Annotated in this window: 25 protein-coding genes and 1 tRNA gene; 21 read left to right on the top strand and 5 right to left on the bottom strand. The window is 28.9% G+C overall.

Going from position 1 to position 25,258, the window contains the following annotated elements; genetic code table 11:
• The first annotated feature begins 50 nt into the window (after nt 1–50).
• Nucleotides 51–176 carry a hypothetical protein gene (locus OCU47_RS16685; protein ID WP_261829741.1) on the top strand — a complete coding sequence of 42 codons (126 nt, stop codon included), beginning with the start codon at nt 51–53 and terminating at the stop codon, nt 174–176.
• A gap of 49 nt (nt 177–225) precedes the next feature.
• Here the strand turns inward: OCU47_RS16685 and OCU47_RS16680 are convergent.
• A tRNA-Pro gene (locus tag OCU47_RS16680) sits at nt 226–301 on the bottom strand.
• Nucleotides 302–409: 108 nt separating this feature from the next.
• Nucleotides 410–1,750: a peptidoglycan bridge formation glycyltransferase FemA/FemB family protein gene (locus tag OCU47_RS16675; RefSeq protein ID WP_261829740.1), complete on the bottom strand. Its 1,341-nt coding sequence runs from the start codon at nt 1,748–1,750 to the stop codon at nt 410–412.
• Nucleotides 1,751–2,092: 342 nt separating this feature from the next.
• Between OCU47_RS16675 and OCU47_RS16670 the strand changes: the two genes are divergently transcribed.
• From OCU47_RS16670 to rsmI, 3 genes are all read left to right on the top strand, one after another.
• Nucleotides 2,093–3,349 carry a C40 family peptidase gene (locus tag OCU47_RS16670; protein WP_261829739.1) on the top strand — a complete coding sequence of 419 codons (1,257 nt, stop codon included), beginning with the start codon at nt 2,093–2,095 and terminating at the stop codon, nt 3,347–3,349.
• 160 nt (nt 3,350–3,509) lie between these two features.
• Complete coding sequence (locus OCU47_RS16665; protein WP_261829738.1) at nt 3,510–4,265, top strand: tRNA1(Val) (adenine(37)-N6)-methyltransferase; 756 nt, start codon at nt 3,510–3,512, stop codon at nt 4,263–4,265.
• A 2-nt stretch (nt 4,266–4,267) separates the two neighbouring features.
• On the top strand, nt 4,268–5,107 hold the full coding sequence (rsmI, locus tag OCU47_RS16660) for a 16S rRNA (cytidine(1402)-2'-O)-methyltransferase (RefSeq protein WP_261829737.1): 840 nt from the start codon (nt 4,268–4,270) through the stop codon (nt 5,105–5,107).
• A 52-nt stretch (nt 5,108–5,159) separates the two neighbouring features.
• On the opposite strand, the gene OCU47_RS16655 is transcribed toward rsmI, so the two are convergent.
• Entirely contained in the window at nt 5,160–5,405 is a 246-nt protein-coding gene (locus tag OCU47_RS16655; protein WP_261829736.1) for an AbrB/MazE/SpoVT family DNA-binding domain-containing protein, read from the bottom strand.
• An 868-nt stretch (nt 5,406–6,273) separates the two neighbouring features.
• On the opposite strand from OCU47_RS16655, the gene OCU47_RS16650 reads away from it, so the two are divergent.
• The gene (locus tag OCU47_RS16650; RefSeq protein WP_261829735.1) at nt 6,274–6,864 is read left to right on the top strand and encodes a DUF1836 domain-containing protein; all 591 of its coding nucleotides are present in this window, start codon (nt 6,274–6,276) and stop codon (nt 6,862–6,864) included.
• A 61-nt stretch (nt 6,865–6,925) separates the two neighbouring features.
• On the opposite strand, the gene OCU47_RS16645 is transcribed toward OCU47_RS16650, so the two are convergent.
• Nucleotides 6,926–7,657: a M15 family metallopeptidase gene (locus tag OCU47_RS16645; protein WP_261829734.1), complete on the bottom strand. Its 732-nt coding sequence runs from the start codon at nt 7,655–7,657 to the stop codon at nt 6,926–6,928.
• 94 nt (nt 7,658–7,751) lie between these two features.
• On the opposite strand from OCU47_RS16645, the gene OCU47_RS16640 reads away from it, so the two are divergent.
• Nucleotides 7,752–10,097 carry an ATP-dependent DNA helicase gene (locus tag OCU47_RS16640; protein ID WP_261829733.1) on the top strand — a complete coding sequence of 782 codons (2,346 nt, stop codon included), beginning with the start codon at nt 7,752–7,754 and terminating at the stop codon, nt 10,095–10,097.
• A gap of 30 nt (nt 10,098–10,127) precedes the next feature.
• Here the strand turns inward: OCU47_RS16640 and OCU47_RS16635 are convergent, their stop codons facing one another.
• Entirely contained in the window at nt 10,128–11,129 is a 1,002-nt protein-coding gene (locus tag OCU47_RS16635; protein WP_261829732.1) for an LCP family protein, read from the bottom strand.
• 263 nt (nt 11,130–11,392) lie between these two features.
• Between OCU47_RS16635 and OCU47_RS16630 the strand changes: the two genes are divergently transcribed.
• From OCU47_RS16630 to uvrB, 15 genes are all read left to right on the top strand, one after another.
• On the top strand, nt 11,393–12,277 hold the full coding sequence (locus tag OCU47_RS16630) for a YihY/virulence factor BrkB family protein (RefSeq protein ID WP_261829731.1): 885 nt from the start codon (nt 11,393–11,395) through the stop codon (nt 12,275–12,277).
• 103 nt (nt 12,278–12,380) lie between these two features.
• The gene (locus tag OCU47_RS16625; protein ID WP_261829730.1) at nt 12,381–12,740 is read left to right on the top strand and encodes a single-stranded DNA-binding protein; all 360 of its coding nucleotides are present in this window, start codon (nt 12,381–12,383) and stop codon (nt 12,738–12,740) included.
• 388 nt (nt 12,741–13,128) lie between these two features.
• The gene (locus OCU47_RS16620) at nt 13,129–13,461 is read left to right on the top strand and encodes a DUF6514 family protein (RefSeq protein WP_261829729.1); all 333 of its coding nucleotides are present in this window, start codon (nt 13,129–13,131) and stop codon (nt 13,459–13,461) included.
• 120 nt (nt 13,462–13,581) lie between these two features.
• Nucleotides 13,582–13,962, top strand: coding sequence for a holo-ACP synthase (acpS, locus tag OCU47_RS16615; RefSeq protein WP_261829728.1), 381 nt, complete (start codon nt 13,582–13,584; stop codon nt 13,960–13,962).
• A 175-nt stretch (nt 13,963–14,137) separates the two neighbouring features.
• On the top strand, nt 14,138–14,737 hold the full coding sequence (locus OCU47_RS16610) for a germination lipoprotein GerS-related protein (RefSeq protein WP_261829727.1): 600 nt from the start codon (nt 14,138–14,140) through the stop codon (nt 14,735–14,737).
• A gap of 259 nt (nt 14,738–14,996) precedes the next feature.
• A complete protein-coding gene (locus OCU47_RS16605) occupies nt 14,997–15,233 on the top strand; it encodes a hypothetical protein (protein ID WP_261829726.1) in 237 nt (78 codons plus the stop codon).
• Nucleotides 15,234–15,241: 8 nt separating this feature from the next.
• Nucleotides 15,242–15,598, top strand: coding sequence for a type II toxin-antitoxin system PemK/MazF family toxin (locus OCU47_RS16600; protein WP_261829725.1), 357 nt, complete (start codon nt 15,242–15,244; stop codon nt 15,596–15,598).
• Nucleotides 15,599–15,908: 310 nt separating this feature from the next.
• A complete protein-coding gene (locus OCU47_RS16595) occupies nt 15,909–16,727 on the top strand; it encodes a transketolase (RefSeq protein WP_261829724.1) in 819 nt (272 codons plus the stop codon).
• Nucleotides 16,727–17,662, top strand: coding sequence for a transketolase family protein (locus OCU47_RS16590; RefSeq protein ID WP_261829723.1), 936 nt, complete (start codon nt 16,727–16,729; stop codon nt 17,660–17,662). The genes OCU47_RS16595 and OCU47_RS16590 overlap by 1 nt, the downstream gene beginning before the upstream one ends.
• Nucleotides 17,663–17,831: 169 nt before the next feature.
• Nucleotides 17,832–18,689: a YitT family protein gene (locus OCU47_RS16585; protein ID WP_261829722.1), complete on the top strand. Its 858-nt coding sequence runs from the start codon at nt 17,832–17,834 to the stop codon at nt 18,687–18,689.
• Nucleotides 18,690–18,937: 248 nt separating this feature from the next.
• The gene (gene ftsE / locus OCU47_RS16580) at nt 18,938–19,633 is read left to right on the top strand and encodes a cell division ATP-binding protein FtsE (protein WP_261829721.1); all 696 of its coding nucleotides are present in this window, start codon (nt 18,938–18,940) and stop codon (nt 19,631–19,633) included.
• Complete coding sequence (ftsX, locus tag OCU47_RS16575) at nt 19,614–20,507, top strand: permease-like cell division protein FtsX (RefSeq protein WP_261829720.1); 894 nt, start codon at nt 19,614–19,616, stop codon at nt 20,505–20,507. Before ftsE ends, ftsX begins: the two co-directional genes overlap by 20 nt.
• A gap of 53 nt (nt 20,508–20,560) precedes the next feature.
• Nucleotides 20,561–21,838, top strand: a complete 1,278-nt coding sequence (locus OCU47_RS16570; protein WP_261829719.1) for a S41 family peptidase — start codon at nt 20,561–20,563, stop codon at nt 21,836–21,838.
• A 14-nt stretch (nt 21,839–21,852) separates the two neighbouring features.
• On the top strand, nt 21,853–23,127 hold the full coding sequence (locus tag OCU47_RS16565) for a PDZ domain-containing protein (protein WP_261829718.1): 1,275 nt from the start codon (nt 21,853–21,855) through the stop codon (nt 23,125–23,127).
• 159 nt (nt 23,128–23,286) lie between these two features.
• Nucleotides 23,287–25,257, top strand: coding sequence for an excinuclease ABC subunit UvrB (gene uvrB / locus OCU47_RS16560; RefSeq protein ID WP_261829717.1), 1,971 nt, complete (start codon nt 23,287–23,289; stop codon nt 25,255–25,257).
• The last annotated feature ends 1 nt before the right edge of the window (nt 25,258 follow it).

Genomic DNA, 25,258 nt, shown 5'->3' with positions numbered 1-25,258 from the left:
CATTATATTGTGCAAAATATATATATAAAGTATAGGGAAAGGTGATATATATGTTAATAGGTTTAGGAATAGTTATAATCTCAACAATTATAACATTGTCATTTTCATTATGCAAAGCAGCTGGGAAAGAAGATGAATTTTATATTACAATTCAAAATAAAAAGAAAAATTCATAATCCAGTGTTTTATCTATAAAAAAAAGGAATTGCATTGCAATTCCTTTTTTGGTCGGGGTGACAGGGATTGAACCTGCGACCTCATGGTCCCAAACCACGCGCGCTCCCATCTGCGCCACACCCCGAGAACAATATTTATTATAAATAAAAAAATATATAATGTCAATAAAAAAATAAGAATTATTGAAAAAAATATGTGGATATCAAGATTTTTCTAAATATCCACATATTTTTTACTTTTGTCTTTTATTCATAAGTTTATTTCGCATTTCTTTAAATTTAGGAAAGGCTTTTTTGTAAAGACTATATATAAAATTATTAATAACTAAATCAAATTCACCAATAAATTCTACGAAATTGCCGTTAAAGCCCTTTTTGAATTTATATAGTCCATATAGTGGGTTTTCAGGATTTAAATCTCCGGAAACGCCTCTAAAGTCATATATGGAGCAATCAAGATCAATACTGTCTTGAATCATGGCCCACTGCATAAGGAAATTTGGCATTGTATCTCTAAGAATATTTTCAGATGCACCATATAGATACCAAGCTTTATTTCCATAATATAAATAAATGGAGCCAGATAAATAAATTTCTTTGCCTTTGTATGGTTCTATTTCAGATAACTTGTTTTTAAAGCCTTCAATTTGTCTTTCAGCTTCTTTTAATTTATTCTCTTGATCTTGAATTTTCTTATTAAGTTTTTGTGATTTATCTTCATCGGTTTCGGTTGCTAGTTTAGATTTTAATTCTTCAATCTTTGGGATAGCTCTTTCCTTAACTTGTTCTTGTTTTTGAAGTTTTTCATTAAGTCTTTCAGAATCCTTTTGGTAACTATATTTAATCATATACAATCTACAATGAGGAGCTAAATCCTCAATCATATCTCTAAAGTATTGCCTATTTCTAACTATAAAATTATCTCTTTTCCCAGTAGTAACCATGATATCGTGGAAAGTAGTTAATACATCTTCATCAAGATTTTCTTTATCATATACTTCACAGATAAGACCTCTATCTTCAGCAACTTTTATATTATATCTTGTTTTAGATGAAAAGTTTTTAAATGTAGAATTTTTGATTTTGTTTTTATCATCTCCAACTTCTAGAGGCAGTCTGAAAACAAAGTTTGGTTGGATTCCTTCAAAGTTTTTAGAGTCGGAATTTTTATAACCTAAACTTCTTAAAAATTCTTTTGTAGATTCTCCTTCAGAAATAATTTGTTCGTTTTCTGATAAATGAATATCTGGATCTATAGTAATAAAAGCAATTTTGTTTCTCTTAGAAAAATCTCTTAGGTATTCAGTAAAATCAATTAATATTTTATTGTTAGAATAATCACAAATAAAGCCTCTTGGTATATAACCCATATATGCATTTATATATGGAGCTTTTCTAAGAAGCATGGTTGCTGTAAGAATTATATTATCAGATTCATCATAGCCTATTATATATTTATGTTTCCAATCCTTTTTCAAAGAAGCCCAATAAGACGTTTGGAATATATGTCCTTTAGAATTATTAAGATTAAATGAATTTATATTATCCTCAGTAGTTTCAATAAATTTATACAAAAAGTATTCCTCCCTTAAATTATAGGTTTTTAAATTAACTTGAACGCATATAACTATTTTAATACAATGTACTTTTGAATTTCAAGGTAAAGTGAGTTATAATAAAATTATTAACATAATATATAAATAATTTCAAAACAATAATATATTTATTATTTCATGTTTATAATTAATGAATAAATTGTAAAAGTTAATGATTTTAGATAGAATGTTAATCATTACCGTTGTTTATTAATACTATTTAATGTTATAATAAGAATTGTAATTAAATTGTAATGAATGTGTTAGGGGGGAGAGTAGTTCGTTGTATATATGTCGTATATACAATGAGCAATAGTAGTTATGAAAAAGAAGACGATTTCAGTACTTGTGACTTTAAGCTTACTAACAGGAATGAGCCAAGTGGCTTTTGCAGCTCCAAATACAGATACAAGTACTCAAAAGCAACAAATTGAACAAGATAAAAAGAAGCTAGATGATGTTAACAGTAAAATTAATGATATAACTGCAAAGATAGATGCGTTGACAGATAAAATACAACCATTAATGGCTGAAATAGACAAGAATGATAAGAAAATAGAGGATATAAAAGTCCAAATAGTATCAACTCAAGAAGAAATTAAAAAAATTAAGGAAGACTTAGATAAAAAGGAAGATGCCTTTGGTTCAAGGATGCGAAAGATATATAAATCTGGAGGAGAGACAGATTATCTATCTTTAATATTCAGTGCCTCAAGTTTAAGTGACTTAATTGATAAGATTCAAGCTGTTGGTAATGTAATGTCATTAGACAAGCAAGTTATTAATGATATAAAAAGTCAAAAAGAGTTACTTGATTCGAAAGTGAATTCTTTACAAGCAAAACAGGATGAAATTGTTAAGATTAATGACGATAATAAGTCCAAGGCTGCACAACTTCAAACAATGAAGGATGAACAACAGAAAGATGTTGATCAACTTCAAGAAGAAAAGAAGAAGGTTGTTGGAGATTTGGCTTCAAGCGAAAAAGCATTACTTGATTATCCTATTTCTATAATAAATAATTCTTCAAGTAGTACTTCAGATTTAAGATCAGCTATTGAAATGATACACTCAGCTAGAGGCAATATTAGCCTTAAAGAAGTTGATGACCAAGCTAAGCAATATATCGATAAGGCTCAAGATATAATTAAACAAAGAGATGCTGCACAATCACAATCACAATCACAATCAAATGCGGATTCAAGCAATGTAAATAGAGGGAACTCTGTGGCAAGTGGTGATGCGTCAACATTGTTAAATTATGCATATAAGTTTATAGGAAAACCATATGTTTGGGCAGCTAAGGGTCCAGATTCATTTGATTGTTCGGGTTTTACTTCTTATGTATACAGACACTTAGGAATAGATATTGGAGGAGATACTTATACACAGATAGAACATGGGACTCCAGTATCTTATTCAGATTTAAAGCCTGGTGATTTAATCTTTACAAGAGGCGTGCAACATGTAGGAATTTATGTTGGAAATGGACAAATGATACACGCTCCAAGACCAGGAGAAACTGTTACTGTTGGACCTATATATGAGTATTCAAGTGCAAGAAGAATACTTCATTAAATAAGATTAGTTAAAGAATCAAGTTTGAATTTTATATTTTGAACTTGATTCTTATTTTTTTTATATAAATTTATTAAGAGTGTTAAAATCTAGTTTTGTTAATATAACAATATTAGTTTATAATAAATGTAGTTAAAATAAAAAAGTATGGAGAATTGCAATGAAGGAAATTGATAAAAATGATTTAATATATGAAGATGAAACTTTAGATGATCTTCAATTGAAAGGAATACATATAATACAAAAAAAAGATGCCTTTAGATTTGGTGTAGATGCAGTGTTATTAGCTAATTTTGCAAACATTAAAAGAAATAGCACAGTTATTGATTTGTGCACTGGCACAGGAATTGTACCATTTGTGATAGCTGGGAAAACAGAAGCAAGATCTATATTAGGAATTGAGATACAAGAAGATTTTGTTGATATGGCTAATAGAAGTGTTAAAATCAATAATTTAGATGATAGGGTTCAGTTTATTTGTGAAGATTTAAAAAATCTTTCAGCATTGCACCAGGTAGAAAAAGCTGACGTAGTAACAGTTAATCCTCCATATAAACTTATGAGCTCAGGGATAAAGAATCCAAAGGATAAATTAGCGATTGCTAGACATGAGGTTTTATGCACATTAGAAGATGTTATAATAGCCTCTAGAAAGATTTTAAAGGATAATGGAAGGTTATATATGGTTCATAGACCAGAACGCTTAGCTGATATTCTTTGTCTTATGAGAAAGCATAGAATTGAACCTAAGAGAATCAGACTAGTGCACCCTAATTCTCAAAAGGCTCCTAACATAGTCCTTGTAGAAGGGCAACGCGATGGAGGTGCATTCCTAAAATTTGAGAAGCCATTATATGTTTATAATGATGAAGGTAAATATAGTGAAGAAATAGATAAGATATATGGGAGGTCTTAATTATGGGAAAGTTATACATAGTACCAACTCCAATAGGAAATTTAGGTGATATAACTCTAAGAGCATTGCAGGTACTAAAAGACAGTGATTACGTTGCAGCAGAGGACACAAGGCAGACATTAAAATTACTAAATCACTTTGAAATAAAGAAATCTTTAATAAGTTATCATCAACATAATGAACAAGGAAAGAGTTTAGATTTATTGTCTATATTAAAAGAAGGCAAGAATGTAGCACTAGTTAGTGATGCTGGAACACCAGGAATATCTGATCCAGGAAGTGTTATTATAAAAAAATGTATAGAAGAAAATATAGATTTTGAAGTTTTACCTGGTGCTACTGCAATTACAACTGCGTTAGTTAATTCAGGATTGGACACTAGAGGATTTCTATTTAAAGGATTTTTGCCAAGAGAAAATAAAGAGAGAAATCCAATAATATCAGACATTAAGAATTTGAAAGAAACGTTAATATTTTATGAAGCACCACATAGATTGTTGGAGACATTAACATTCCTTTCTGATGGGTTAGGAAATAGGCAGATAGCTGTTTGCAGAGAATTAACAAAATTACATGAGGAAATTTATAGAGGAACAATAGAGGCTGCTATTGAATACTTTAAAAATAAAGCTCCTAGGGGAGAATTTGTTTTAGTTGTTAATGGTAAAAGTGAAGAAGAAATAGAGCAAGAAAATAAAGCTATGTGGGAAAACTTTACGATTGAACAACACATTAAGAATTATATAAAAGAGGGGTTATCAAAGAAGGAAGCTATAAAGAAAGTGGCAAAAGACAGAGGAATACAAAAATCAGAAGTTTATAAATATTCGTTAGAAATATAAAAGGATATAAAAAAGACACAACTTATTTTATAAGTTGTGTCTTTTTTTTATATTATCTATTTTCTTTTATTTCATTTAAACAGCTTTTGCAGATATTCTTACCTTTGTAGTTAATAACATCTCTAGCGTCTCCGCAGAATATACAAGCTGGTTCATATTTCTTTAAAATTATTTGTTCACCATCTACATATATTTCTAGAGCATCCTTTTCTGCTATATCTAAAGTTCTTCTTAATTCTATAGGAATAACTATTCTTCCTAATTCGTCTACTCTTCTTACTACACCTGTTGATTTCATTATTTTTTCCTCCTTAAAATTACATATTTTAAAATACATACTTCGACAAAATACAAGAATAATACTAACAAACTTGTAATATAAAGTCAATACATTTCCAAAAAATAATATATTTTTTTTAAAATAAAAATTCTTATAGGTAAAATATACTACCATTTTTTTGTAAAGTCAATAGTAATTTAAAAAAAAGGAGAAAAAAATTTTTCTTAGAATGGCTTGTACACTTAAGTTATCAAAAAAGGTAAAAAAAAAGCTAAAAATCTGCTTACAATATTAAAAAAAAAATTAAAGTAATATGATGGAATAATAAAAAAGAATGTCGAATTTAAAATAAACGATTACTCATGTAGTATATTTCATATTTTTTGCCAATGTTTTTTACCAAGATATCAAATATTATTGAAATAAGTATTAATTTTATCATTTAACTAGAATTTTTTAGAAAAGTTAGAATGTAAAATTAGTATTTATACTAGGTTAAGCTATCATTTTACGAGTATTTTTGCATAGTTAATTATATAAAAAAAATAATTTGTTAAATAGATAGTTATAAACATATATTAGAGCGTATTTTGTTGATTAATTTATTATTAAGACACAGCTGTTCCACAACAAATCAACACATTATCCACATACTGCTGTGGATAATGTGTACAAGTACTGAAAAAATTTAAATTTGTAATATTATTTTCAACAGGATTCACAACTTATCAACATATATTGTTGATAAGTTGTGAATAACTTAGGCGCATTGTCGTAGATTACAAAAAGAAATTAAAACACAAAAACAGATTGTGGTAACTTGTAAAAAGGTTATGCATACTATATAATACAGGTGTAGAGTATTTTATAGAAGAGGTGATAGGATATGGAAGATACTTTTACAATAAATGATATTATAAAATTGGCTGAAGAGATTTCCAACAATAACTTAGTACCTTATGAGGATTTACCTAAGTATGATTTGTTTTTATCACAGGTTATTGATTATCTAAATGATAAATTTACTGATGAAAAATATACAAATAACATAGTGCAAAATTATATTAAAAGTGAGGTAATCACCAAACCAGAGGATGGGAAAAAAAGAGGATATACAAAGGTTCACTTAGCTCAGTTGGTATTACTTAGTTACATGAGACCAATACTAACTACAGAAGAAATGAAAAAGGTAATGAAATTAGCATTTAATGAAATTAATGATAGAAATGATGATATAATTTCATGGGAAGATGCCTATAAAATTTTTGCGGATATACAAGATGAGAGTCTTTCAGAATTTCTTACTGCACCATTATTTAATGAAAGCAAACTGGAAGAAAGAGTTAAGTCATTGAATTTAGAAGGAAAAGATGAAGAAAGAATTAGAATTTTTTTGATGGTCATGACATTAATAGCTCAGGCATCTGTCATCAAAAAATTGGTCCAGAAGATAGTAAAAGAATATGATATTGAATAAAAAATATAGTATATAAAAATTATGTTTAACTATAGGATAATATTTATTATCCTATAGTTTTTTATTGAATTTCATCTAGTGGGATATTCAATATAGGGTATTTATCTGCTTCAGAATCATCGAAATGCCACCATTCTGTTTCTATAGGTTTAAATCCATGTTTGATCATAGTGCTAGTTAACAAATCAAGATTTTTCTTCGCAGTTGCACTCATATTAGGATTATTTCTATAAGCAGCAGTGCTAAATTCATCAAAACCTGTAGGCATTTCTAACTCTTTACCATTCTCATCTACAAGAGTAATATCTACAGCGCAACCTCTATTGTGTCTTGACCCATGAAGATATGGATCAGCTATAAATCTTCTGTCCTTTACTATACTCCAAAAGTACTTTTGAACATCAGCAGGTCTATAAGCATCCCAGATTTTTATTCTATAACCTTGCTTTTTTAAATCATTGTTACATTCTATTAATTTATCTAGAGTATTTTTTTGCAATAAGCATACAGGTTTTGGGTAAACAACCTTACCTGTAAAATTGTTAGTTGTAGCATATCTTAAATCTATTTTTAGACTAGGATCATAATCCACTACAGGAACTAAACCAGAATAAGATACTGGCTTACCATAGGTAACGATTCTTCCTTTAAAGGGTAACTTATAGACAGATGAAACTACAGGTGATAATTTATTTATAGAAACTAAATAATCAAAATAAATACCGCATATAAAGCCTAATAAAGAAATAAAAATTACAAAAAATATGTATATAAGTTTTTTTGATGGATTCATTATAATGATTATATTCCTTTCAATTATATTTTTAAGTTATAATAAACTATGCTTTTATTATAAACATTAATATAAAAAAAAAGAAGGTTAAAATATGATTATTTCAATGTCAGTTAGAGATATAGTGAATTTTTCACTATATAGTGGTAGTATAGATTCACGGTATGTTGGTAAATCAAGAGCTTTGCAAGGAACCTTGATTCATAAAAAAATTCAGGAGAAAAACATAAATGACATCAAAGGATACGAAAAGGAAGTTTCTCTTTCTAAAGATTTTACTTTTGATAATTTTACTTTAAGAGTAGAGGGTAGGGCTGATGGAGTAATATATGATGATGAAGTTATTGTTGAAGAGATAAAGACAACAAACAAGAATCTTATGTATGTAGATAAGGATTTTAATGAATTACATTGGGCTCAGGCTAAGTTTTATGCATACATAATTTGCTGCGAAAAAAATCTTAAAAGCATTAAAGTAAGATTAATTTATTATTGTATAGTAACAGATGAGATAAAAAAATTTGAAGAGCAGTACTCCGATAGAGAGCTGGAGGAATACATAACCAAGATAATAGCAGACTTTAAACAGATGGCTGATTACAGCATTAATTGGAGAATGTTGAGAAATAAATCAATAGATAATATTGAGTTCCCGTTTGTTAATTATAGAGAAGGGCAAAGAAATTTATCAGTAGCAGTTTATAATACAATAAAAGAACAAAAAGAACTATTTATAAAAGCACCTACAGGCATTGGAAAAACTATATCAACTATCTTTCCAGCAGTAAAAGCTGTTGGGCAAAATAAGATAGATAAAATATTTTATTTAACAGCTAAGACCATTACAAGAACGGCAGCAGAAGAAGCTTTCAAACTCTTAAGAGATAAGAAACTTAAATTTAAAATAGTTACATTAACAGCAAAAGAAAAGATTTGTTTTAATGAAGAAGTTAAATGCAATCCTGAAGAATGTAAATTTGCTTGTAACTATTATGATAAATTGAAAATATCACTTCATGACATTTTATTGCAGTATGAAAATTTTAATAGAGAAAGTATAGAAAAAATTGCCAAGAAATATGAAATATGCCCATTTGAGCTAAGTTTAGAAATTGCGAAATGGTGTGATGGAATTATATGTGATTATAATTATATATTTGATCCATCAGCTGCTTTGAAAACTATTTTTGAGGATAGTAATGATAGATTAACTGTATTGATAGATGAAGCTCACAATTTAGTAGGCAGGGCACGTGAAATGTATTCTGGTGAACTTATAAAAAGTGAAATATTAAAAATTAAAAAGTTATTAACAGGTAAAGCTCCAAAGATTTCAGGAATACTGGGAAAAATTAATTCTGAACTCATTTCATATAGAAGAGAGTTACAAGAAGAGAATATAGAATATAAGGTGATAAATGAAGTTTCATCAGAATTAAAAAAGAATCTAAGATTGTTTTTGAAGGAAACAGATGACTTTTTGGTTAAAAACCAAAGTTTAGATTATATAAAAGATGTAATGGAATTATATTTTAATATTAATAATTTTATGAACGTAGTATCTGAAATAGATAACAATTATGTTAATTATGTAGATACAAGTAATAAAGATGTTTATGTAAAATTATTTTGTATTGATCCAAGTAAAAAATTAAGAGAACGAATGGATAAGGTTAGTAGTACTATATTATTTTCAGCTACTATGTTACCTATGACTTATTATATTTCATTATTAGGAGGTGATGATAATACATATAGGATGTTTTTAGAATCACCATTTAATAAAGAGAATTTAAGTATAAATGTATTACCATTATCCACTAAATATAAATTTAGAGAAAATACTTTAGAGGATGTTATAGATGCAATCCATGATATAAAAAATGCTAAGAAGGGTAACTATATAGTTTTTTTTCCTTCATATTCTTATATGAATAAAGCATATAAACACTATATTGATAAATATGGGAGTGAAAACACAATTCTTCAGCAATCGGATATGAGTGAAAAGCTTAAAGAAGATTTTTTGGAGTATTTTGATGAAAATGAAATATTGGCTTTTTGCGTTATGGGTGGTTTATTTTCAGAAGGAATAGATCTTAAAGGAGATAAGCTGATTGGAACAGTAATAATAGGGGTTGGATTACCTCAGGTATGTTTTGAGCAAGAACTAATAAAAGATTATTTTAACAAGAAAAGTGTGAATGGATATGATTATGCATATACTTATCCAGGAATGAACAAAGTTTTGCAGGCAGTAGGCAGAGTAATAAGAACAGAAGAGGATGAGGGGGTAGCGATTTTAGTAGACGATAGATTTTTATCTATGAAGTATAAAGAACTTATGCCGTCGGAGTGGAGTAATTTGCATGTAGTTAAGAATTGTGAAGAACTTATAAATAATGTTGATGAATTTTGGAAGGTAAAAAACCAGATGTAAATTCAATACATCTGGTTTTTTATAGTTTATTTATTTTGATGTTGGGGTAATATCTTCAAAAATGTATTTACGGACATGTTCTTTCGTAGCAGCTTCATCAAACACCCAATACCAGACGTTATTAATAATTTGTCCTTTTCTATAGTTTTCTAAGGGGAATTCTTGCTGTTGTAAGTTTGATAATCCACTTGAAATCATACTTAAACCAAGGTTAAGAATTTCAGATGAGGACATACTTGTCTCTATGTAAGGTAAAATTTGGTTTACTATGTTTGGATATTGGGAGGCACCAGCTGATTTTATTTTGTTAAAAATAGAATTTAAGACAGTTCTTTGCCTTTCAGTTCTTTCAACATCACCATTTCCAGCATATCTAACACGAGTGTAACCTACTGCTTGAACGCCACTAAGGATTTGAGGACCAGCAGTAATGTGTTTTGAAGTTTGATTAGTTTCTTTAGCAACATCATCAATATATTTATTTACTTCTTTCACTTCGTAGTCCTTTATTGTTACATTTACTCCACCTACAGCATCTATAACATGAGATAATTCGCTAAAATTGACTTTTACAAAATCTTTAATGTTTAGTCCAAAATTTTCATTGAGTGTTTTTATTGACAGTTGAGGCCCTCCGTAAGCATATGCATGATTAAGTTTTGTTTTACCGTGTCCTTCAATAGGTACATAGCAGTCTCTTAGAAATGAAGAAATTTTAGTTTTGTTATGTTTCTTATCTATAGTTAATACCAATGTAGCATCTGAACGTCCTACATCCCCTTCTCTTTTATCCACTCCTAGAAAGGCTATGTTTATAATATCTTTAGAAGCATCAGTGTTAAAGTAGGTTGAATCTATACCTAAAGAAGAGTTGTCCTTAGCTATATTTACTTTATTAATTTTTCCAAGAGTACTATATATGTATACAGCAGTAAAAACTACTAAAAATATCAATATTGAACCTATAGATAAAATTATTTTCATTTTTCTTTTCTGTTTTTTCGTTTTAACTAATTCGTTATTAGGTTTCATAAGCTTGACTCCTTTTAATTATAATATAAATATACTATTGAATAGCAGGTACATAAATGTTGCATTATAAAAAAGAATACAAAAAATAATAAGCATTTATTAATTCATATACAACTTGTAATTTATGTTTTATAATAATGTAATTAAAAAATGTATAATTGAGGTAAGAAGTATATATTATATTAAAGTATAAATGTAAGTTGTATATATAGGTAGTATATATAGAAACAGGTGTTAGTATACTAGGGATTATAGGTGATTAGATGATAAATAATGAAGATATTCGAAAAGATAATAGTATAATTCACTTTATTAAGGAGTTAATAATGCGAATAATTAATCATGATATAACAGCAACAGCAGCATTCTTGGCATATAATTTAATGTTATCCTTTATTCCATTTTTAATGTTTTTATTTATATTAATAGGATTTAGTAATTTGAATCAACAGGAAGTTTTAGATTGGTTAAGCTATATTATACCTAAGAGTTCATTTGCATTAATTGAATCTACTGTGGTAGAAGTATTGAAAGTACAAGGTTCAGGAGTTGTATGGATTACTATAATATTAGCAATTTGGACTGCTTCGAATGGGTTTGGTGCTGTTATGAGAGGGCTAAATAGAGCATATGGTGTTAATGAGAAGAGAGGATATATTTCAAGAACTATAAGAGCCATGGTAACCACAGTGTTCTTAGCATTAGTGATAATATTAACTATGGTTTTATTAGTTTTTGGAGATATCATAAAAAATTTAATAGGAACACATATTAACGTTACTCCAGTAGTAATAGTCATTTGGGATGTAATAAGATACTTTGTATTAATATCAATACTAATATTATTTTTTGCAGTTTTATATCATTTTACCCCAGATAAAAAATTAGGTTGGATTCAAGTTTTACCCGGAGCTATTTTGACAACTTTGGGTTGGATAATTATATCAAGCGGGTTCGCATTTTATGTAAATAATTTTTCAAACTATTCGAGGCTTTACGGAAGTTTAGGAGCAATGTTTATTTTGATGACATGGATATATTTAACTTCATTTATTTTGTTGTTAGGAGGAGAAGTTAATGCTCTTTTATCAGAAATGGATTTAGAGGATGAAAAAAGTAACAGTGATGAAACAAAGATTAATATATAAGAAAACTAAACAATTTTATATGTAAATAAAAAATAAAACTTCTTGTATAAAAAGAGTTATTGTGGATAGAATTTACAATAACAAATAGCAGGAGGTTTTTATTATGAATAAAATTATTATATTAGGTAGGTTGGTTAGGAATCCTGAATTAAAAAAAACTGAAGATGGTGAACGTGTTTTCACAAGATTTACTGTTGCAGTAGAACAAAATTTTAAGGCAATAGATGGAACACGAAAAGCTGATTTTATTCCAGTAATAGTTTGGGGTAAGAAAGCTGAGATTATTTGCAAGTATTTAAAAAAATCTGATTTTATTTCTGTTAGTGGTAGATTAAGAGCTTGTAGCTATGATGATGCAGAAGGTAAAAGAAAATATATTGCAGAAGTAGTAGCAGAAGATTTTAAGTTTATTACTTACAATAAAAAAGAAGTGGAAAATGAAATTCTTGATCAAGTAGAATAAAAATTTTAAATTTCTCTTGAAAAGATTTCATAACATGCTATAATAAAACTGTAATGATAACGTATTCAAAAAATTCAATTATGGTATTTATGAGAGTAAGAGAGAAAAAATGTGGTAGAAGAAAAGCTAGTTAAACTAGCTTTTTTTTCTGTCTAAAAATAAAATATATTTTTACTCACAACTTCGACATAAATATAAGCATGAATATAAGAATTTCTACAAAATAAATAATGGAAATAATATAATCTGTGGATAAAATAAATATTAATGTCAAAAAAAACTTAAAAAAAATTTTTGATTGGATACTAATTATGACAAAAACATCATAATATAAGTGCTAATATGGTATTTAAGAAAAGGGTTAATAAAAAAATAGGGGTGAATATTTATGGAGGTTATAGAGAATCTAACAAAGAATGTTGAAAGTGAGGGAGAAAGATATCAATATAATTATAGGATGACTAGATCAATGTATTCTAATATTCATGTATATGGTATTGAAATTGAAAGACTTGACATAAAAGAAGATGAAAAAATAACTAACATTGAAAGAAATCAAATAGCACTAATTTCACCAAAAAGATATAAGGTTAAGGAATTTTTGAAAATATTATATGATAATACAGTATCCCCAGTTCATCTTATAGATATCTTAGGAGAACACGTTGATGAATGTGTGTTAGACTTCGAAGATAGTTTATTATTAAAAGCAATGGGATAGAAAGCATATTAGAACCTACAAGCGTATACTTGGTAGGTTCAATGTTTTTATGGTTAATATTAAGTAAGCAATATTTTATGTTACAATTATATGTATAATAACTTAATAGGATGTGGCAAAATGATAGTTGGAATTGGAACAGATATAATTGAAATAGAGAGAGTAGAAAGCGCTATAAAATCAAATGAAAAGTTTTTGAAAAAGATTTTCACAATTGAAGAACAAAAAATGTTTACAGAGAAGTATATGAGAAATGAAGTAATTGCGGGAAACTTTTCTGCAAAGGAATCTATTAGTAAAGCATTAGGGACAGGTATTAGAGGTTTTTCTCTAAAAGATATAGAAATATTAAGGGATGATCTTGGAAAACCAGTTGTGAAGTTATATGGTAACTGTAAAGAGTTAGCAGATAAATTGGGTGTAACAGATATACACATTACTATATCTCATAATAGATCTATGGCAATTTCATATGCAGTCATGGAACGAAAAGATAACTAGGATTTGTAGGATAGTGTTATATATGTCTATTTACAAATATGATGTGGGAATATTATCATTAAGTACAGATAAATTTTGTTATAAATGAATACGATTAAAGATTAAATAATTTAAGAATATTTGCAGAAAAAAATTAATATTACTATTAATAGGAAAAAATTATTAGGGAGGAAATATGAAAAAATATAGGATACCGTTAATAATACTATTAATAGTAGTATCAATATTTGGAGCATTAGCTATTTATCAAAAAATATTTAAGCAGACTCCAGAAAATATTCTTGATAAGTTCAAAAGCATAAAGTGCTATTCTTGTGATGTGGAATACTTAATTATTAATTCACGTGGAGAAGTTAAACAGAAGGCAAACCTAACGTCTACAAATTCAGGAAAAGAAATTGTACTTAATTTTGAAGATGGTAGAAGCCAAGTATATAAAAATAACGAAATAATAATTAGCAATAAGCTAACAAATGAGAAGTTTACTGTGAAGAATAGTTTTGACAAAATGTACAAACTTGCATTTGTAGAAAATATAAGGGAGAATATTTTGCTTAATGGAGAAAACATGAAGAAGAGTTATACAGAAGGAAATAATATGGGATTTATGCAAGTTGAGTATAACTTGTTTGATAATAATAAAGAGTTAAATAAATGCAAGATGTTTATAAATTCAGATTCAAAAACACTAACTAAATTAATTATATATGATGATGCAAATAAGGAGAGAGTAGTAGTTACATATAGTAACTTCAAAGTACAAAAGTATATTTAAAAATAAAATTAATTTTTACATATTGTTAGAACAAACTTATATTTTGGACTAGCAATATGTATTAAAATTAAGAATATTTATTATTTGAGGGGGTGATGAAGGAGAAAATTAAGTAAGTTTTTCTTTGCTTACATAATAACACTAAAATTCAACATAAAAGTTCAAAAAACTTATGATAGAACTTTGACAATGCGACATAATTTGCTATATAATGTATATATACATAGATTCTTTTTACATTAGAAAGGAGTAAGTAGTTATGTCAAGTTCAATGAGTATAGAAACTATTAACCAAATTTTTTTGGAAAATAAAAATTTTGAGAAACTCTTAGAAGAAGAAACTATATTATATAGTATGGTTGGAAAAAGTGATAGTATTTATGGTCAAATGGAGAAAGGATATCAGGAGATGGCAGCCTTAAATCTAGAGTATGCTGAATTTGGCAGTGACAATCTAGCGTTTAATGACTATGTCAATTGGCTTAGCGGAGAGTGATTTAAAACATGGCAATAATATCTAATGTAAAAAGAGGAGACATATTTTATGCAGATCTTAGTCCAGTGGTAGGCTCAGAGCAAGGCGGTATTAGACCTGTTATTATAATACAAAATAATATAGGTAATAGATATAGCCCTACTGTTATAGTAGCAGCTATTACATCACAAATAAATAAGGCTAAGTTGCCTACGCATGTGGAGATATCTTCAGAAGAATATGGACTCAACCGAGACTCTGTAGTTTTATTAGAGCAAATTAGAACTATAGATAAAAAGAGATTAAAAGAAAAGATTGGTCATATGACTGACAGTGATATGAAGAAAGTGGACAAGAGCTTGCTGATTAGTTTAGGATTAGTCTAATATTATTAAAATAATTATGAATAGTATTTAAATAAATATAAAAAATAAGTCTGTAGTATGAAAATGTTATCCTACAGGCTTATTTTTTATATTAACTTTTCAAGGGAGTATGCTTAGTAAATTCTTTAGAAGTTCAAGTAATGCTGCAAATAAATGTTTCTAAGGTTATAGTAGAGTATATAACAAGACTATTAGTGTAGCACAATTCTTTAAATAGTATATGCTATTTTGGTGGCGTAAGAAAATATACTATGCAAATAAAGAAGATTATGATAAAATGGAAGAAATTAATGGTAGGAGGTTATTCGAAATGAATGTTAAAGAATTAAAGGATATGGCAGTGGTAGTACGTAAAGATATTATTACAATGCTAACAGAATCAGCTTCAGGACATCCAGGTGGTTCATTATCTGCTGCGGATATAGTAACTACATTATATTTTAAAGAAATGAATGTTAATCCAAATGATCCAAAGATGGAAGACAGAGATAGATTTGTACTTTCTAAGGGGCATGCAGCTCCAGTATTATATAGTGCATTAGCAAGAAAAGGGTTTTTTGATATAAAAGAATTACATACTCTTAGAAAAATAGGTTCAAAGCTACAAGGGCATCCAAATATGAATGATGTACCAGGAATAGATATGTCTACAGGGTCATTAGGTCAAGGAATATCTGCAGCAACAGGAATGGCTATAGCAGGTAAGCTTGATAAAAAAGATTATAGAGTGTTTGCATTATTAGGTGATGGAGAATTAGAAGAGGGTCAAGTTTGGGAGGCAGCAATGTCTGCAGCTCATTATAAATTAGATAATTTAACTGCATTTATTGACTCTAATGGGTTACAAATAGATGGGAAAGTGGAAGATGTAATGAATCCAGGTCCTATAGATAAGAAGTTTGAAGCTTTTGGATGGAATGTTTTAAATATAGATGGGCATAACATTGAGGCAATAATAGAAGCTATAGATGTAGCTAGAAGTACAAAAGATAAACCAACAGCAATAGTTTGCCATACAATTAAGGGCAAAGGTGTATCTTTTATGGAAAATGAAGCTTCATGGCATGGTACAGCACCAAGTAAAGAACAATGTGAAAAAGCAATAAGTGAGATTGGAGGAGAAAATTAATGGGAACTAAAATTGCTACAAGAGAAGCTTATGGAAAAGCTTTAGCTAAATTAGGAATGGAAAATGAAAAAATAGTTGTACTTGATGCGGATCTTTCTAAATCTACAAAAACAGCAGACTTTAAAGGTGTATGCCATGATAGATTTATAAATATGGGAATTGCAGAAGCTAATATGATGGGAGTAGCAGCAGGATTATCAACATGCGGAAAAATACCTTATGTAAGTACATTTGCTATGTTTGCAGCAGGTAGAGCATTTGAACAAATTAGAAATTCAATTTGCTATCCAAATTTAAATGTGAAAATATGTGCCACTCATGCAGGGTTAACAGTAGGAGAGGATGGAGCATCTCATCAAGCTATTGAAGATTTATCATTAATGAGAAGTATTCCAAATATGACGGTAATCAATCCATCAGATGCAGTAGAAACAGAAGCAGTGATAAGAGCTATAGCTGCATATAATGGACCATGTTATGTTAGACTTGGTAGAATGGCTGTAGAAACAATAAATGATGAAAATAACTACAAATTTGAAATAGGAAAAGGTGTTGAACTTAGAAGTGGAAATACTGCTACTATAATCGCAACTGGAATTATGGTAGAAGCAGCACTTAAGGCTGAAGAAAGTTTAAGAGCGGAAGGAATAGATGTAAGGGTAATTAATATTCATACATTAAAACCTATAGATAAAGAAATAATTGTTAAGGCTGCAAAAGAGACTAAGTTTATAGTTACGGCTGAAGAACATAGCATTATTGGTGGTTTAGGTTCAGCTGTAGCTGAAGTTGTTACTGAAGAACAACCAACAAAGGTTATAAGAATAGGTGTAAAAGATGTTTTTGGTGAGAGTGGAAAACCAGATGAACTTTTAAAAGAGTATGGATTAACCTCACAGGATATAATTAATACAGTAAAAAAAGAATTAAGATAAATAATTAAATAACAGTATGAAGTTAGACTTCATACTGTTATTTAATTTTGTGCTTTTAAAATTTTAATGATAGAATATATATTGGTATATTTTGAGTTGCTTTTTTGGAACAATATAATTATACAATTAACTCTACATTATTGATGAAATATTAAAGGAGCATAGAATTATGAAAAAGAAGGTTGTTAAAGATTATTTAATGATAACTTTAGGTGTGATTTTAACTGCCATAGCAGTAGAATATTTTCTAGCACCTAATAAATTAGCTGCAGGTGGTGTAACAGGGTTGGCTATAGTAGTAAACCATTTCTTTCCGTTTATATCTAATGGAACAATAGTTTTTATAGTTAATTTAGTTTTATTTGGTGTAGCATTTGTTGTTATTGGTGGTAACTTTGGAGCTAAAACACTATACGCCTCATTTGGATTATCTGTTGTTATGTGGATAATAGAAAAGTTTTTTAATCCTGTTGCTGTAAGTAAAGATTTAATCATTGCAACTATTTTTGGAACACTAATTTCTGCTGTAGGCATGTCAATAGTATTTAATTATAATGCATCTACAGGAGGTACAGATATACTTGCAAAGATTTTAAATAAAATTTTTCATATAGCTATTGGAAAGGCACTTTTAATAGTAGATTTTTTAATAACATTAGGAGCTATAAAGGCATTTGGAATAGATGCGGCTTTATATGCTTTGCTATCAGTTATTATTTTAGGTGTGACAATAGATAGATTTATTGAAGGTATAAACACAGTTAAGGAAGTAACTGTAATAAGTACAAAACAGGATGAAATCAGAGCTTTTATAATAGATGACTTAGAAAGAGGTTGCAGTTTAGTAAGAGGTATTGGCGGCTATAAGAATTCTGAGATATTAGTGCTTTATACAGTATTAGGTAGAAATGAATTTATAAAGTTGAAAGATTTTATAAAGGAAAGAGATCCAAGAGCTTTTATTACAGTAAATGAAGTACATGAAGTTTTGGGAGAAGGATTTAAGGAATTAGATGATACAATTTAATATAAATATTAGCCAGTAATGTTAATTAAATCAAAGGAATCATTATGAATTTATATGATTTAAATGGAAGGACACCAATAAAGTTACAATAATCGGCAAAAATTATGGACATGTAACATAAAAGTTCATAAACAATTAAAAAAATAAAATATTATTACTATGTGTCTTATGATATAATGTTTTATGTATTTAAAATGATACAATTATCAGTTTTGTATTATGCAATAATTTTTAAGGAGTGTCTTTATATGATAGAGTTTAAAAATGTTAGTAAAGTCTATAATAATAATGTAAAAGCTTTAAATGATATAAATGTTACTATAGAGAGAGGAGAATTTGTTTTCCTAGTAGGACCAAGTGGAGCTGGTAAATCTACTTTTATAAAAATGTTATTAAAAGAGATTGAACCAAGTACCGGAAGCTTAGTTGTAAATTCTACTACTTTATCAGAAGTAAAGAGAAGAGAAGTACCATATTATCGAAGAAAGATAGGAATGATATTTCAAGATTTTAGACTTATACCAACATTGAATGTTTATGAAAATGTAGCTTTTGCTATGAGAGTAGTGGAAGCATCACCAAAAGAAATAAGAAAAAGAGTACCTATGGTTTTATCTTTGGTTGGATTATCGCATAAATATAAGATGTTCCCTAGTGAACTATCAGGAGGAGAACAACAGAGGGTTTCAATAGCAAGAGCATTAGTTAATAATCCTCAAGTTTTAATTGCTGATGAACCGACAGGAAATCTAGATCCAGAAACAGCGCATGAAATAATGGCTCTTATAGATGATATAAATAAAGCTGGAACTACTGTTCTTATGGCAACTCATGCTAAAGAAATTGTTAACAACATGAAGAAAAGAGTTATTGCCATAGAGAAGGGCGAGATAGTAAGGGATGAAAAGAGGGGAAGATACGAAGATGAAAATGAGTACATTTAATTATTATATTGGAGATGCATTTAAGAGTTTAAAAAGAAATAAAACTATGACGATAGCTTCTATAGCTACTATATTAGCCACACTTTTTATTTTTGGTATATCATTGATTTTAAGTTTAAATGTGAATAGTGGAGTAAAAAGTGTAGAAGATAAGGTAGTAATAAAGGTATACCTAAAAAAGGATATTAATATTAGTGACAAAAATACTATTCAAGCTAAATTATCAGAAACCAAGGGAGTAAGGGAAGTTACCTATGAAAGTAAGGAACAAGCATTAGAAAATGCAAAAAAGCAGTTTGCAGATTATAAGGAAATTTTTGAAGGATATGATGATCCTGCAAAGAATCCCTTACCAACATCATATACTGTAAAAGTTGAGAATCCTGATGATGTAAAAAATGTAATTAATGCAGTAAAAAATCTATCAGGAGTAGAATCTTATAGAAATGATCAACAATTAATAAATTCAATCTCAAATTTTGCTAAGACATTAAGATGGGTGATAATTGCTTTTGTTGCAATATTAGCGTTTGTTTCAATATTCTTAATAGTAAATACTATAAAGCTTACAGTATATTCAAGAAGAAGAGAAATTGGAATCATGAAATTCGTTGGAGCGACAGATGCATTTATTAGATGGCCATTTATTATAGAAGGTATGTTTATTGGGATAGTAGGTGGAATTATATCTACAGTTGTCTTATACTTTTCATATAAATGGGTATATCATAAGATAGCAGAAGCATTTATTTCATTTAAATTAGTAGACCCATCTTACATATTATATGGAGTATCATGGGAATTCTGTTTGGCTGGAATTGCTATAGGTGTATTTGGTAGTGTTATTGCTTTAAGAAAGTTTTTAATAGTGTAATAAATTATTCACCTTGTTAGTCGTTGAAACAATGGAAAGGAGTAATAATTTATATGCAAAATGAAGAACAATCTACTGAAGAAAGTAATAGAATGTTAAGAAACAAGAAACAAAAGAAAGTTATAATAACAGCATCAATTGTAATATTATTAATAGTTACTAATTGTACCTCTTTTGTTGCAGGTGGGTTTTTAACATTTAATGGTGTTTTTCCGTGGATAAGAGATAAAGTAATTGCTCAAAAATTGGATGGTATTTCAGATGTAAGTAAATATAAAAAGTTATTTGCTATTAGAGATACAATCTATAAAAAGTATGATGGAGAAATAGATGATAATAAATTGTTAGATGGGGCAATAAAAGGAATGTCTCAAGCATTAGGTGATCCATATACATATTATATGGATGCTAAAGAATATAAAAATTATATGGATAAAGTTAATGGTAGCTTTTTAGGGTTAGGGATTAACATAACTGCAAAGAATGATAAAATATATGTAATAAAACCACAAAAAGGTTCACCAGCAGAAAAAGCAGGTATCAAATCAGGCGATTATATTTTAAAAGTTAACGGAAAATCATATACAGGAGCTCAGTTGGATGATGCTATTGCTGTAATGAAAGGTGATAAGAAAGAAGAAGTAAAGCTTACTATTTTAAGAGGTGATAACCAGACTTTAGAAATAGGTGTTGTTAGAGATGAAATAAAAAATGAATCAGTATCTGGTGAAATGGTAACATCAAATATAGGATATATAATGGTATCAGGATTTGAGTTATATACAGCTGATGATTTTAATGCTAAGCTAGCAGAACTAAAGAAAGCTGGAATGAAGGGGTTAATCCTTGATTTACGTGATAATCCAGGAGGATATTTATTTGCAGCAGTAAATTTGGTATCAAATTTTATTCCTAAGGATAAACTAGTAGTATCTACAATAGATAAATATAATAGCAAAGAAGAAAGTCTTTCAAAAGGCGGAGAGGCTATAGGAATGCCATTGGTTCTACTTGTAAATGGCAATTCAGCTAGTGCTTCAGAAATAGTTTCAGGAGCAGTTAGAGATTACAAAATAGGAACTTTGGTTGGAGAAAGAACTTTTGGTAAAGGAATTGTTCAGGTTACGTTAGAAGATAAAAAGGATGGATCTGCGTTAAAGGTAACAATTTCAAAGTACTACTCTCCTTTGGGAATTAATATTCACAAAAAAGGTATTGCGCCTGATGTTGAAGTTAAGTACCCTAAAGAATTGCTTGATAAACCATATGATAGAACTAAGGATCCGCAATTTAAAAAGGCATTAGAAATTGTGCAAGATAAAATAAAGTAGGAGGAATTGAAGTTATGGATTTAGCAATGCATTCTCTAAAATCCATAGCAGCTGCAATAGTTGAACCTACTTCAACTTTAATACTTATAACCTTGAGCGTTATATTTTATTTTAAGAATAGAAGAAATACTTTAATGCAAAAGATGATTATGGGGGATCAATTAGAATCCCCATTAGAGCTTACTTTATCGCAAATAGTATTAGGTATTTTTGCAGGAACTGTGGGAAGTATAATATTAACTTATTTAGGTGTTGCGTTTAATGAAAATTCAGGAATTGAACTTTTGTTTTTAATATCTATATTACTTATGTTTTATAAGCCACGACTTTTTTGTTTTTCGTATTCAGCATCAATTTTGGGATTTTTAGCTCTAATAATAAATGCATTTTATTCTATGGAAAATATGACCTCATCAATTAGTGTAAATGTAGTTGCACTGATGACTTTTGTAGGAGTGTTGCATATCCTGGAAGGCATCTTAGTTGCATTTGATGGACATAAGGGTTCCATCCCAGTATTCTCTAATAAGAATGGAAAGATATCTGGAGGTTTTGCATTAAAAAGATATTGGCCAATGCCAGTAGCGTTACTTTTTATATTAAATGGAAGTAGTACAGTGGGTCAAAGTGTAATATCTACACCAAGTTGGTGGCCATTAATACAGCATAATACAATGGTAAGTATATTAGCTGTAGGAACTATACAAATAGCGTCATTATATGGTGTGATTGGGTATTCATCATATACATTTACTATGACCAAAAGAGAAAAATGTAAGTTGTCTGGAGTCTGTATTTCTTTATACGGAATTGCTTTGACAGCGGTAGCCCAAATTGCTGATATAGGGATAATTGGACAGCTGATAGTATTAGTTTTTGCACCAATAGGTCATGAATTAATGTTGCATATTCAGAGAAAAATTGAAGATGCTAGAACTCCGTTATATATTAGTGATGAGAATGGAATATGCATATTGGAAGTATTACCAAATTCTGTAGCTGATGAATTAAATTTAAGAAGTGGGGATAGAATACTAACTATAAATAATAATGATATACCTAATGAGAAGTCTATATACAAGATTATTAATGAAAGTAGTATAGGAATACAGTTAGAGGTTAAGAAAGTTAATGGAAAGTTAGAAACTTTATTAATAGAACCGCTCAGAGGTAAGAGGTTAGGTGTGATTTTAGTGCCTAAAGCTGTAGCTTTAGATGAAGCTATTCCTTTTGATAAAGCTAAATTTCAAGATATATTAGATAAATTAAAAAAGACAAATAAAAAATAAAGTTAAAGAAGTCCACTATGTGGATTTTTTTTACTATACAGATAAATAAATTAATTTATAATTTTGGAAATTGATTAATAAAAAATAGTATAGTATAATAGAACATATATTCGAAAGAAGAGTGGAGAGAAATTGTTTTAAATTATGAGGAGGACTACAATGAATGAATTTAAAATAGTATCTAAGTTCAAATCCACCGGAGATCAGCCACAGGCTATAGATAGTCTGGTTAATGGGATTGAAAATGGAGAAAAGTTTCAAACTCTTTTAGGAGTAACAGGTTCAGGAAAAACTTTTACAATGGCAAATATAATTGAGAGGGTAAATAAACCTACTTTAGTACTAGCTCATAATAAGACTTTAGCTGCTCAATTATGTAGTGAATTCAAAGAATTTTTTCCAGATGCAATAGTAGAATATTTTGTTTCTTATTACGATTATTATCAACCAGAAGCATATGTACCACAGACTGATACATTTATAGAGAAGGATGCTTCGATAAATGATGAAATTGATAAGTTAAGGCATTCAGCAACATCAGCTCTTTTAGAGAGACGAGATGTAATTATAGTAGCTTCAGTTTCTTGCATTTATGGGTTGGGAAATCCAGAAGAATATAAAAAGTTAACTGTTTCTCTAAGAAAGGGAATGGAGATAGGGAGAAATGAGATTATAAGAAAGCTTATTGATATACATTTTGAAAGAAATGATATTGATTTTTCTAGAGGAACATTTAGGGTCAGAGGAGATTCATTAGATATAATTCCAGCATCGAAAGATAATACAGGAATAAGAATAGAGTTTTTTGGTGATGAAATAGATGATATTAAAGAATTTGATGTTTTGACGGGAAAAATATTAAATAGTAGAAAACATGTATCAATATTTCCGGCATCTCACTTTGCTGCATCAGCAGAGAAACTTGAAAAAGCAATAAAGATAATAGAAGATGAGCTGGAGGACAGGTTAAAGCAGTTAAATGCTGAGGAAAAATTATTAGAGGCTCAAAGACTAAAACAAAGAACAAATTTTGACATAGAGATGATTAGAGAAGTAGGATATTGTACTGGAATTGAAAATTATTCGAGAATTTTAGACGAAAGAGATCCTGGCACTCCACCACAAACATTAATTGATTATTTCCCGGGAGATTATTTGTTGTTTATTGACGAAAGTCACGTTACTCTTCCTCAGGTAAGGGCAATGTATGGAGGAGATAGGTCAAGAAAAAATTCTTTAGTGGAGTATGGCTTTAGATTACCTTGTGCTTATGATAATAGACCATTAAAGTTTGATGAATTTGAGGAAAAAATGAATCAAGTAGTATTTGTTTCTGCAACACCATCAACTTATGAAATAGATCATTCAACCAATATAGCGGAGCAGATAATAAGACCAACAGGTCTTTTAGATCCAGAGATTGAAGTAAGATCTGTTAATGGCCAAATTGATGATTTGTATGGAGAAATTCAGAAAACCATATCAAAAGGATTTAGAATTTTAATTACTACCCTAACAAAAAAGATGTCAGAAGACTTAACAAAATATCTTAAGGACTTGGGTGTGAAAACTACCTACATGCATTCAGATATAGAGACAATAGAAAGAATGAAGATTATACGTTCTTTAAGAACTGGAGAAGTAGATGTTTTGGTTGGGATAAATCTTTTAAGGGAAGGTCTTGATATACCAGAGGTGGCTTTAGTAGCAATTTTGGATGCAGATAAAGAAGGTTTCCTTCGTTCAGAAACATCATTGATTCAAACTATTGGAAGAGCAGCTAGAAATTCTGAGAGTAAGGTAATAATGTATGCAGACAATATTACAAAATCCATGAACACCGCTATAAGTGAAACTAATCGAAGAAGAGCTATTCAAATGAAATACAACGAGGAGAATGGTATTACGCCTCAGACTATAATAAAGGATATAAGAGAAGTTATAGAAGCAAGTAAAGTTGCAGAAGAAAGTGCAGAATACATCATAAGTGAAGAAGTGGAGGTTTCTCCTAAGGATAAAGAAAAGATAATTAAGAAATTAGAAAAAGAAATGAAAGAAGCAGCGAAGAATTTACAATTTGAAAGAGCCGCAGAATTAAGAGATAAATTACAAAAGTTAAAAGAAGTATAGA

The organism is Clostridium sp. TW13, assembly GCF_024345225.1.
GTDB lineage: Bacteria > Bacillota > Clostridia > Clostridiales > Clostridiaceae > Inconstantimicrobium > Inconstantimicrobium mannanitabidum.
This window is presented reverse-complemented; position numbering and strand designations above follow the sequence as displayed.